The organism is Snodgrassella sp. M0110 (assembly GCF_016101465.1).
Lineage (GTDB): Bacteria > Pseudomonadota > Gammaproteobacteria > Burkholderiales > Neisseriaceae > Snodgrassella > Snodgrassella alvi.
Window position 1 is genome coordinate 1 of the sequence record NZ_JACFQM010000007.1, and the last position, 11,775, is coordinate 11,775.

At 40.2% G+C, this 11,775-nt stretch carries 12 protein-coding genes; 8 read left to right on the plus strand and 4 right to left on the minus strand.

The window, feature by feature from the left end:
• The coding region (locus H3T84_RS09215) for a DUF6531 domain-containing protein (protein WP_198218924.1) at positions 1 to 2,189 on the minus strand (2,189 nt) is incomplete at its 3' end.
• A gap of 294 nt (positions 2,190 to 2,483) precedes the next feature.
• On the opposite strand from H3T84_RS09215, the gene H3T84_RS09220 reads away from it, so the two are divergent.
• The 3 genes from H3T84_RS09220 to H3T84_RS09230 all read left to right on the plus strand — a co-directional run bounded on the left by H3T84_RS09220 (position 2,484) and on the right by H3T84_RS09230 (position 4,825).
• On the plus strand, positions 2,484 to 2,828 hold the full coding sequence (locus tag H3T84_RS09220; RefSeq protein ID WP_198218925.1) for a hypothetical protein: 345 nt from the start codon (positions 2,484 to 2,486) through the stop codon (positions 2,826 to 2,828).
• 269 nt (positions 2,829 to 3,097) lie between these two features.
• Positions 3,098 to 3,547 carry a large conductance mechanosensitive channel protein MscL gene (mscL, locus tag H3T84_RS09225; protein WP_025330856.1) on the plus strand — a complete coding sequence of 150 codons (450 nt, stop codon included), beginning with the start codon at positions 3,098 to 3,100 and terminating at the stop codon, positions 3,545 to 3,547.
• Positions 3,548 to 3,763: 216 nt separating this feature from the next.
• Positions 3,764 to 4,825: a hypothetical protein gene (locus H3T84_RS09230; protein ID WP_198211077.1), complete on the plus strand. Its 1,062-nt coding sequence runs from the start codon at positions 3,764 to 3,766 to the stop codon at positions 4,823 to 4,825.
• Positions 4,826 to 4,884: 59 nt separating this feature from the next.
• Here the strand turns inward: H3T84_RS09230 and H3T84_RS09235 are convergent, their stop codons facing one another.
• The gene (locus H3T84_RS09235) at positions 4,885 to 5,613 is read right to left on the minus strand and encodes a glutathione S-transferase family protein (RefSeq protein WP_198218926.1); all 729 of its coding nucleotides are present in this window, start codon (positions 5,611 to 5,613) and stop codon (positions 4,885 to 4,887) included.
• A gap of 140 nt (positions 5,614 to 5,753) precedes the next feature.
• Between H3T84_RS09235 and H3T84_RS09240 the strand changes: the two genes are divergently transcribed.
• From H3T84_RS09240 to H3T84_RS09260, 5 genes are all read left to right on the plus strand, one after another.
• Complete coding sequence (locus H3T84_RS09240) at positions 5,754 to 6,602, plus strand: 23S rRNA (adenine(2030)-N(6))-methyltransferase RlmJ (protein ID WP_198206765.1); 849 nt, start codon at positions 5,754 to 5,756, stop codon at positions 6,600 to 6,602.
• Between the two features lie 278 nt (positions 6,603 to 6,880).
• Positions 6,881 to 7,861 (plus strand): class 1 fructose-bisphosphatase, encoded by a 981-nt coding sequence (locus tag H3T84_RS09245; protein WP_198218927.1) that lies wholly within the window; start codon positions 6,881 to 6,883, stop codon positions 7,859 to 7,861.
• A 53-nt stretch (positions 7,862 to 7,914) separates the two neighbouring features.
• Positions 7,915 to 8,406: a peptidylprolyl isomerase gene (locus H3T84_RS09250; RefSeq protein WP_025330861.1), complete on the plus strand. Its 492-nt coding sequence runs from the start codon at positions 7,915 to 7,917 to the stop codon at positions 8,404 to 8,406.
• A gap of 417 nt (positions 8,407 to 8,823) precedes the next feature.
• Positions 8,824 to 9,255 (plus strand): carboxymuconolactone decarboxylase family protein, encoded by a 432-nt coding sequence (locus tag H3T84_RS09255; RefSeq protein ID WP_198218928.1) that lies wholly within the window; start codon positions 8,824 to 8,826, stop codon positions 9,253 to 9,255.
• A 326-nt stretch (positions 9,256 to 9,581) separates the two neighbouring features.
• A complete protein-coding gene (locus tag H3T84_RS09260; RefSeq protein ID WP_198218929.1) occupies positions 9,582 to 9,863 on the plus strand; it encodes a YciI family protein in 282 nt (93 codons plus the stop codon).
• 128 nt (positions 9,864 to 9,991) lie between these two features.
• Here the strand turns inward: H3T84_RS09260 and H3T84_RS09265 are convergent, their stop codons facing one another.
• Positions 9,992 to 10,486 carry a prokaryotic membrane lipolipid attachment site family protein gene (locus tag H3T84_RS09265; protein ID WP_037476435.1) on the minus strand — a complete coding sequence of 165 codons (495 nt, stop codon included), beginning with the start codon at positions 10,484 to 10,486 and terminating at the stop codon, positions 9,992 to 9,994.
• Between the two features lie 173 nt (positions 10,487 to 10,659).
• A complete protein-coding gene (cysK, locus tag H3T84_RS09270) occupies positions 10,660 to 11,592 on the minus strand; it encodes a cysteine synthase A (protein WP_198218930.1) in 933 nt (310 codons plus the stop codon).
• Between the last annotated feature and the right edge of the window lie 183 nt (positions 11,593 to 11,775).

Genomic DNA, 11,775 nt, shown 5'->3' on the forward strand with positions numbered 1-11,775 from the left:
CCAGCGGTATTGTAATAGAAATGGGTGATGGAGCCGGAACAGTCTACATGCTGGATAAGCTGGCCGTTTTCGTTCCAGCGCAGGTATTTGTTGCCGCCGCGTACATCGGTGATACAGACAACCTGGCCGTGTCGGTCGTACTGGTAACGGGTATGCTGCTGTAACGGGTCGGTAACGGTGAGCAGGTTACCGCGCTCGTCGTAGTAATAGCGCCAGCTGCTGCCGTCGGGGTCGACGCTGATGGTCGGCAACGCCCAGTGCGGCAACCACTGGGTCTGGGTAGTTCTGCCCAGTGGGTCGATTTCTGCAGTTTCGCGTCCTTGTTCATCATAGCTGTAGCGCCATTGTCCCCCCTGCGGATCGGTCATGCAGACCAGCTGCTCATATTCATTCCATTCAAATTCGGTGGTCTGACCAAGGGCATCGGTGTAGCGGGTAATCTGGTAAATTTCATTCCAGTAATGTTCGCTAACACGACCCAGGCTGTCCTCTACTGTGGTCAGGCGTTTATCTAAATCATAATGGAAACGATAGTCTTCCTGTCGCTGACCGTCGGCTTCGCTCCAGTGCCGGGTTACCCGCCATGCAGTCTCTGCCGCTGCTGTGCTGAAGTAGCTCCACTGATAATAACACTGTAAGCCTGTGGGCAGGCGGTGGTAGGTCATGCGCCGGTCGCTGTTGTAGGCAAATTCGCGGGTCTGGCGGTTTTCGGCATCAAAGACCTGTTGCAAATCACCCTGTTCGGTGTACTGGTAACGGTTCAATAAGCGGCTGCTGCCGTCGCTCAGCTCTTGCCGGATTTCGGTCACGCGCTGCGGATGGCGCTGATCCTGATAGTGCAGGCTGATGCGGGCGGCGTTGTCGTTATCGGCAATTTCGACGATGCGGCTACGGGAATCGCGGTAGATAAGTAACTGGTTGTCGTTACGGTCCTGCAGCATGCTAAGCAGCAGACGTCTGGGGTTGTTGGGATCAGGTTCGAACAGGCGGTAGAGGCCGTCATCATCTTCAATTACCCAGCGGTCCTGCTCGCCACGATAGATGGATAGATTTTCGTTAAGACCACGCATATTCTCACCCGGCTGCATGGGCTCGATTTCCAGCCGCCTACCTTGTTCGTCGGTAAAGACGGCGGCGCAGGAACCGTCGGGCTGCGGGTCGATTTCCATTTCGATTTCATAGTCAATACTCCAGCCGGCACCGAACATGTTGTGGGTGCGGGTGTCGACGCTGCTGTAGAAACGCTGCCATTCGAATGGCAGGTGAACCGGCAGGGAGAAGTCCAGTTCTTCGGGGCCGCCAAGCATTTTGGCACCGGTTGGCAAGTGGACGGGATTACCTTTATTCAGAGCTGCTGCTATTTTGGATCCAGTATAGCTAGCGGCAGAATCGAGCATAAATCCCAGCCCGAAACAACCAAATGAACTACAGATTTTTTTGCGATTAAAAACTAATGTAGCTAAAGAAATTAACTGGCCTATAGGATGTTTACCGCTTCTGATTTCACGTACGACAACCGATTCACCCCCGATGCGTACATTATTAGAAACTTTGATACCACCTTCACAATCATCAGTGACTTTGGCTTCGCAGGTACTGCGGTCATTGCTGCGTACCGCCGGCTGGTTGTTGATGTAGACTTTTTTAGAACCTTCGGCCAGATATTCAGGTGAGGAAACAGGGGAAGGATGTTTGGCACAGGTAATGGTATCTTCGTTTTGAGGTATCACCGGTTGCTGTGGTGAAGCTACGGTTGGCCGCATGAATTCCTGAGCAGCTTTTGTGATTGACTGTACAGGATTTTCACCGAAATTCTTTAAGATGTTTTTTGCGGTATCGATAAAGCTTTCAGGTTGTTCAGGTTCGCCGGCAACTTCTTCAATTAAAATACCCGCAGCCCGGGCTGCCGGTTTACTATTGGTATGAGTATTGGCTGAACCTGTAAAAATTATTCCGTCTTCCACCGGCGGAAATAGCCCGCTGACTGCATCTGCCAAATCTGATATGACAGAACCAAGCCCGGATAGTTGAACGGCTACTCCGACCAAAGTAGACACTATCAAACCACCGGGTATCAAACTTATAGCTCCGTAACAAGCGAGCTCGACTGCTGCGCCTGCTATATCAGCCCATATTGAAGTATGTAAAAGAATATCATCCTTCCTGGCAGCCCAGTATGCTTCCCCCATAGCCGCATCCTTTTTTTAATTGAGTATTTATCGCTGAGAATATTACATTTAAATAGTTGAATTCTAATAAGTAATATTATATTATTTTTTTACTATAAATTACATATATAATTATTATGTTTTATGTTGTATTTTTTTGTATATTATTAAAATAATATGAAAATAATTTTAATCAATTCCAATTTAATTACAAACACCATAAAATTACTCATTTAAATAACATATCTATTGAAATTTATTATTTTTTATGTTTAATTTTTCAATAGTAAATAAAAAAACAGAAAGCGGAATTTAATGAAGAAAAACATATTATTTTTAACATTATTATTTTCTGCAGTTGCATGGGCTGAATTTATTCATCCGATGGATTACGATGGTTCTCAGGGACAGAAAAAAACAGTAAAACAATTTATTAAACAGCAGGTACAGCGTGATTATTGTCAGGAATTGAATATTTGTAATAAATCTGCTCTGCGTAAAATGGAAAAGAAAAATTTCCGGGCATTTATGAAGGCAACGCATGCAACTGACAGAAAAGTCATGGATGAAGCGATTGACCATTGTATGCATTATATGGATATGTGCGAATATTCTATTATTGAACTTAAATATTCAGATATTAAGAAATCTGAAAATTAAACCAAGCTAATAAACAAAACCTGACTTGCTTTATTATGCTACTAATCTGGTTAGCAAACTGTATATAAAGTAATCAGATTAACAATTTAAGTTGCAGCTATCTGTTTTAATTGTCCTATTCTCTTTAGCCAACTTAATTTATTCTTAATTAAGTTATTTCTTTTATTATTTTTACATTGAATAACTTAGCTCTGGTATGACTGCCTGCTTTATCGCGCTACTATGAAAAAGCCAAATACTTGATTTTCAGGCCAACTATGGAGGCAAACATGAAATTTATTGAACAGTTTAAAGCTTTTTTATTACGAGGCAATGTCATTGATCTGGCTGTCGGTATGGTAGTGGGTACTGCTTTTACTAATATGGTGAAATCACTGGTAGATAATGTCATTATGCCACCAATTGGCCTGCTGATTGGCGGGGTAGATTTTTCCAATTTATTTATTACTTTACGCAGTGGCTCTAAATATCCGGGCCCGTATGAAACATTGGGGGCGGCACAGGCTGCTGGTGCGGTAACACTCAATATTGGTTTATTCATCAATACTGTTATTAGTTTAGTAATCATTGGATTTGCGATTTTTTTGGTTGTCAAAGGAATCGACAAACTGCATAAAAGCCCTGCACCAAAAGCCACCACAAAACAGTGCCCGCAATGCTGTACTGATATTCCGATTCAGGCAAAACGCTGCCCGAACTGCACATCCGAGTTAAATTAATTTAAAACAATATTTTGTTTTAAAACGTGGTGTACACTACAAGTTATCAAACAAAATCTGAGTTTTTGAGACAATTGAAAAAAGCTACAAATTACCTGTAGCTTTTTTTGCGCCAGCGAATTATATATATATTTTCAGGCAGGCAATGGATAAGTGTGCGTATTAAATATTTACTCAATATGCCACAGAAAATAATTTAAACTTACAGGAATAACAATGCAAAATAGCCCGACTCCGTTTTATAACCCTTTATTAAGCTATGAAGATAATTATCATCAAGGGCCTTTCGGTGATTTCAGAAATTTAAATGTATCTGCTGATATTCAAAGCCAGCCTGAGCGTTTTCTGAATATGGAGGTTAATTTACCTTTTGGTATTCCTGCCGGCCCTTTGTTAAATGCAAATTTTATTCGGGCTGCATTTAAGCATGGTTTTGATTTATGTGTTTATAAAACTGTCCGAAGCCGAGCTCAGGCCAGCCACCCGTTGCCTAATGTTCTATCTATTCATCCTGCCGGTAAGCTTTCTGCTAATGTGGATACTGTTCTGGCTGATAATCAGTACACTCAGCCTTTATCTATAACAAATTCTTTTGGCGTACCTTCTTATAATCCGGATATCTGGCAGGCTGATATGGCAGAAGCAATTCAGGCTGCGCAGAAAGGCCAATATGTTATCGGCAGCTTTCAGGGAACACCGGGTAATGAATCCAGTATAGAAAAAGATTACGCTCGAACAGCCGTTCTGGTAAATGAAACAAAGGCACCAATACTGGAAGCTAATTTAAGCTGTCCGAATGAAGGGGTAAATAAATTATTGTGCTTTGATTTTGACAAAGTGGAGCGGATAGCTAAAGAAATTAAAAATGCTGTTCCGGATAAACCTTTGTTTCTGAAACTAGCATATTTTGCAGATGATAATGCTATCTTTCCCTTATTAAGTAAGCTGGACGGAGTTGTTGACGGCTACAGTACTATAAATACGTTATCAGCCAGACCGGTTGATGCAGATGGTAAACCTGCTTTAGGTACAGACCGACCTACCGGTGGTGTTTGTGGTGATGCCATCCGCTGGGCCGGATTAGAAATGGTAGAACGTCTGGCCAGATTAAGAGCCCGTCTGCAAAACCATTTTGCGATTATTGGTGTTGGCGGTGTAAGCTGTACTGAACATTATCAGGCTTACCGTGCCGCCGGAGCTGATGCTGTGATGAGTGCTACTGGTGCCATGTGGAATTCGCAGCTGGCTATAGAAATTAAGAAAAGTCTGAATAAATAATATAAAAGCAGACAGCCGGAAGTTGATCAGGCTGTCTGCTTTATATGTTCAGAATTTTTTCATCGCTTTATGCGATAAGGTTCATCCATAGCAATAAAATCTTTTTCTTCAAGCGCCTGAGCAATCCATGCTGCTACTGCTTCATTGGCACATAATGCATTTATATAATTAGTCAGTATTGCTGAAGTATGAATTTGGAAACCTTTTAATCTTAAACACATGGGTGCATAAAAAGCATCGGCAATACTGAATTTACCAAATAGAAACGGTCCTTCAGATACAGCCAGAAATGATGACAAATGCTGATCAAGGAAATCAATTTCTTGTTTTACTGCGGGAAAATCCCGCAGGATAATCTGGCCGATTTCAGGCAGCACTGCCTCAATATTCATGGGTAAATGCCGGCGTATATGATTATAACCATTATGCATTTTAGCCACTATACTTCTTGCTCTGGCACGGGCTTTATAGTCTTGCGGCCATAATGCCAGTTCCGGATGTTGTTCTGCAAGATATTCACAAATTGCCAGAGAATCACTAACAATCAGATCATCATCTGTTAATACAGGCACAGTACCATAAGGATTGAGCGGCAGTATGGTTTGTTTAAAAACCGAATCGGGTGCAAAACTGTCAAAGCGTACCAGATGCTCAGTAAAATCTATCTGAAAATGCTTCATGACTACCCATGGCCGCATTGACCAGGTAGAATAATTTTTATTGCCGATATAAAGTGTGTAATTCATTCGCTTTTCTTTAGTAGACATATTTTCTAATTGATTAAGCATAGTATCAGCTTAATCTTGTGTAATCTAGAGCAAGGAAAAGATAAATCAGAAAAGTGCTTTAATACAGATTTTTTTGCCCGTGCCGGTAAATTCGGTACAATAACAGGCTAAATTAATCAGTCCTACAGCAGTTATTGTACATGCTCAGCTATCGCCATGCTTTTCACTCCGGTAATCATGCCGACATTCTTAAACATTATTGTCTGATGACAGTACTGGAATATTTCAAACTGAAAGACAAACCTTTTTGCTATGTTGATACTCATGCAGGTGCAGGGCTATATAGCCTGACCAGTAAAGAAGCTCAGAAGGTTGGTGAATACAGGGAGGGAATCGGCAGGCTTCTGGCTGCAACTAATCTGGATAATAGTTTAGAACAATTCCGTAATGCTGTTGTCTCCTGCCTGCCGGATGATACAAATCTTTATTGCGGCTCTCCATGGCTGGCTCAGGCTCTGGCCCGCGAACAGGATCGTCTGCGCCTGTTTGAATTACATCCCGCGGATGCAGAACTATTGCGTAATAATATGCGTAATATTAAACAGCCAAACCGTGCTCAAGTTTTTTGCGATGATGGCTTTAAAGGTCTGCTATCTATGCTACCCCCACCAAGCCGGCGTGCAGTCGTGTTAATTGATCCGCCATATGAATTAAAGCAAGATTACCAACAGGTAACAGACACGCTTAAGACCGCCCTGAAAAAATTTGCCAGTGGCTGTTATTTAATATGGTATCCATGTCTGAGCCGTGGTGAAAGTCTGAAATTACCCCAAAATCTGCAAAAACTGGCTCCTGATAATTTTGTTCAGGCAGAATTGTATGTACACGCACCACGCCCGGATGGTTTTGGTATGCACGGCAGTGGTATGTTTATTATCAATCCGCCGTACACATTGCCCGGGATACTGGAAAAGGTATTACCGGCAATGACTCGGTTACTGGCTCAGGATGACAGCGCACATTTCGTTCTTAACTCTGTGATTGCCTGAATATAAATAATTTATGGTTAGTAAAGTCTGTTATTTAGTCGAGAAAAGTTAAAGCTATTCTGTAAGCTTTCATGCGAAGTGTATCCGGCCTGTAATAAATAAATCAAGAAGATCGGATTAAAGTGGAAATCCGCAATCATTATCGCTGAATAACTTCATTGATTTTCTGAAAAAAATCATTCAAAGATAAATACATTCTAATGTATATAGTGATTAAACGAGCTGAATAATACTTAAGAAATGTATAATAATAGTGAGTTTTAAAAGGGAGTATTCGCATGTCTGTTTTACTGTCTGATTATCTGCAACGGCAGCAGCAAAAATATGCTGTTACACCGCATTTGCCTGATGTGATTACTAGCATTAGTCAGGCCTGTCTGCACATTAATCGTGAAATACGTCTGGGCGCTCTGGATAATATTCTGGGCAGTGCTCATACAGGTAATATACAAGGTGAAGAGCAGAAAAAACTGGATGTTTTATCCAATCAGATTATGATTGATACCCTCTCTGCTAATCCGGCTATTGCCGGACTGGCCAGCGAGGAAGAGGATTCATTTGTTACGGCCAGTCAGAATGGACAATTTCTGGTGTTATTCGACCCACTGGATGGAAGTTCCAATATTGATGTGAACATATCCATTGGGACTATTTTTTCGGTATTGGCTAAACCGGATGGTGCGCTTACTATAGAAAGCTTTTTACAATCCGGCCGGCAACAGCTTGCCAGTGGTTATGTGCTATACGGACCGCAAACCATTCTGGTACTGACATTGAAACATGGTATTGCCATGTTTACTCTGAATGAACATAACCAGTTTCTACTGACTCAGGAAAATCCGCAGATACCAGTATCTACAGCTGAATTTGCTATTAATATGTCTAATCAGCGCCACTGGCAGCCGGCTATGCAAAATTATATTGCTCAGTTGCTGGCAGGTAAAAGCGGCTGTCGAGGAAAAGACTATAATATGCGCTGGGTGGCATCGATGGTAGCCGAGGTACACCGGATTCTTATTCGCGGCGGTATCTTTACTTATCCGCAGGATAATCGCAATCCTGATAAACCTGGTAAGCTACGCTTAATGTATGAAGCAAATCCAATGAGTTTGCTGATTGAGCAAGCTCAAGGGACTGCCACAAACACTCGTCAGAACATTCTTGATATTCAGCCAGAAGGCCTGCATCAGCGTGTAGCCGTTGTACTTGGTAGCAAGGAAGAAGTAGACTACGTTACTGCTATGCATAATGCAGACTAACCATTGCAGATCCTTCTGCAAATTTTTTATTTCACTCCCTTCAGGAGATTTTAATGATTAAATTAACTACAAATTTTGGTGTTATCGGTATTGAGCTTAACCATGAGAAAGCACCCAAAACCGCTGAAAATTTCGAACGCTATGTTCGTGAAGGCTTTTATGATGGCACCATTTTTCACCGAGTTATCGATGGTTTTATGATTCAGGGTGGCGGCTTTGATAAAGATATGCAACAAAAACCCACTCATGAACCGATTGAAAATGAAGCCAATAATGGTTTGAAAAACGATCGCTATACTATTGCAATGGCTCGTACCATGCAGCCTCATTCAGCCAGCGCACAATTTTTCATCAATGTAAAAGATAATGATTTTCTGAACCATACTAAACCGGATTTACACGGCTGGGGATACGCTGTATTTGGTAAGGTAGTTGAAGGACAGGATGTGGTTGATAAAATTAAAGGCGTTAAAACCGGTAATCATGGCCCGCATCAGGATGTACCGGTTGAAAATGTGATCATTGAAAAAGCTGAAATTGTTTAAAGAACATTAAAAATAAATGCATTAGATAATCCTAATGCATTTTTAAAAGAGCAATTAACTGCTTTTTTAACCCTTTTTTATATAATTAATGATGTCTTCATAAGCCAATTTTTTTGGTATTGAAAAATTTTGCTAAAGATTTACTTCAATAAAAAACGTTGGAAGAATTAGTAGCTAAATTTGAAGAACATAATAAATTTTAGATTAATATTTTGCTAAAAATGAGTTTATAGCATCAGGTCCTTTAGACAATAAAACTGGTGCTATTATTAACGTAAAGAACAAAATCATTAATATTGCAAATATATTAATATTATTTGTGGTAAGAATGATGATTAATTTTAATGTTATAGTTAGTTATGCCGCTGCATTATTAATATATTTAGCAGACAATAATGATAATAAGGAGATGAGAACATGAAAAATCTTAGAATGAAATATTTTGACTTATCGCCAGAACTCATGAGTGGTTTTAGAGCCGTGAAAGTCGCCCTTGAGAAAAGCGTTGTTGAACAGAATCTTATTGAGTTGGTCTATCTCAGAGTTTCTCAAATTAATGGATGTGCATATTGCCTGAATCTACATACAAATTCCTTGCTAAAAGCTGGTGAAACGCAGCGCCGCATATCTGAAGTGGCCGGATGGCGTGTTAGTGATCAATTTTCTAAAAAAGAACAAGCGGCACTGAACTGGGCAGAGCAGATAACACTAATATCGACAAGCCACGCCGATGATGAGTCGTTTGAGTTATTAAAAAATTACTTCAATGATACAGAGATATCAGACCTTACATTTGCGATATCGCTGAAGAATGGAATGAACAGACTTGCCATTTCTATGCGGCAATGAGGTGCATTATGGGCAATGTTGAACAGTTGACTTAAGTAAGGTGTAGGTTATTTAGGAATCAGAGTCTAGGTGCTGGTAATTTCTTTTTTAAAGCCTTAAGTGCTTATCTGAATAGGGAAGCAGACTATTTCTTTCTTGAAAAAGAATTTATTGCACCTGATGGGAATGTCTACAAAAGCTTTTCATTAAACTCTTTACTTTATATGAAGTCATTAAAAGCATCGCGGTATAGTAATGAGTGATTCACTTGAATAAGCAAAATTTTCTGGCCTTGAAAAATTCTGCTAAAGATTTACTTCAATAATTTAAAATACAAGGAGTACTTAATGATTATAGTAACTTTCAAATTCAAAAAACCGCTGGAAGAATTACTGGCTAAATTTGAAGAACATAATAAATTTTTAGATGAGTATTTTGCTAAAAATAAGTTTATAGCATCAGGTCCTTTAGACAATAAAACTGGTGCTATTATTATAGTAATGAGTGATTCGCTTGAAGAAGTGAAAAATATTATGAAATCAGATCCATTTTGTGTTTATGATCTTGTTGATTTAGAATTTACTTTATTTCAGGCTGCTAAAGTCTCACCTAACTTATTAAATAATTAAGTTCATATTTTCACAGCAGACAGTCTTGTTAAAGGCTGCTTTTTATGCTATTAAATAAAACTGTATCGATGAATAAAACAATACCCTGCTAAACTATTTTAGCAGGGTATTTAGCCATATAAAATGATTTATTGAAGTGGCTTCATATTCATTACTTCCATCAGGAAGTTGGTAAATGCCGGATTAGCCGGTTTGGAGCGCATTACCGGCCAGCGCTGCTGCCAGCCTGATAAAGCATTCTGTATATAAGCTTTCGACTGTGCTGTATCAATTGAACCTTGCTGACTTTCAACCACACTGCGTAAGTAAATGGCATACATGTCATCATCTACCATGTTATGCCCTACCTGAGCTATGCGAAACTGATCCAGTAATTGTGCAGCCTGAACTTTGGTCATATTTCCCTGTGAAACCTGAAAGCTCAGGCGAGTAGCTTCATTACGAATCCGTGCTACATCCGACCAATGGCTGCTGGCTAAATGAAATTCAGTATTTGCTGCAGTTCCATTTACTACCTGTACCGGTTTAACTTCTTTACTATCCTTAGTCGTTAAAGGGTTATTAAAAGATGAACAACCACCCAAAAAGGCTGCAACGACACATAATGCTAATGTTTTTTTCATCATTTGTTTACTCAGTATATTGCTTGAAAATATTGCTTAAAACAAAATTAAAAGCCAGCTAGCTTAAGCGTATGGCTGTACATATATCGTTTACAATTGTAACACAGCCATGACTGTAATAAAAAACCGAACCAGTTGTTTTCTGATTCGGTTTCATTCATACAATAGTTTGATCAGGCAAGATCGGCAAATAATGGTGTTGACAGGTAACGCTCACCATAAGAAGGAATTAAAACTACAATCAGTTTATTTTTGTTTTCCGGTTTGGCTGCAAGCTGCAGAGCAGCCCATACAGCAGCTCCGGAAGATATCCCGACCAGAATACCTTCTTTAGATGCCATGGCACGTGCAGTATCAAAACAAACATCGTTCGGCACTTCAATAATTCCATCATATATATTAGTATTCAAAGTTTTAGGAATGAAACCTGCGCCAATACCCTGAATCGGGTGTGGACCCTTGCAACCACCGGACAATACCGGAGAAGCTTCAGGTTCAACTGCATAAATTTCTACTTCAGGTTTCTTCTCTTTCAATACTTCCCCTACCCCGGTTATGGTACCTCCTGTACCGACACCGGCTACGAAAATATCAATTTTTCCATCGGTATCATGCCATATTTCCTGTGCAGTAGTTTCACGGTGAATCTCTGGATTAGCCGGATTTTCAAACTGTTGCGGCATAAAGTATTTTTTCGGCTCTGAATCAACGAAAGCCTGTGCACGGGCAATGGCACCAGACATGCCTTCTGCTCCGGGCGTTAATACCAGCTCAGCGCCAAAAGCACGCAATAACATGCGCCGTTCTTTACTCATTGTTTCCGGCATGGTAATAATCAGTTTATATCCGCGTGCAGCGCAAACCATGGCCAGCCCAATACCGGTATTACCACTTGTCGGCTCTACAATTACTGTATCAGAATGAATTTTACCGGCTTTTTCTGCAGCATCAATCATACTGGCTGCTATTCTATCCTTAACACTGTTGCCCGGATTAAAAAATTCCAGTTTGACTACAACTTTACCCGGTAAACCCGCACTTAGACGATTCAACTGTACCAGTGGTGTATTACCAATTAAATCGGTGATGCTAGAGGCGATATTCATTTATTATCCTTCGTCATGAGAAACTATCTTTGTTATCTTAGATGAAAATTGTGACCAGCCTAAATAATTTATATGCGGATAGATACAATTAATATTTATATAGGCGTACTAAATATATATGATATAGGCTTAAAATATTAATATTATTGCTAAAATGCTATCAATTATTATAACAGTAATCTG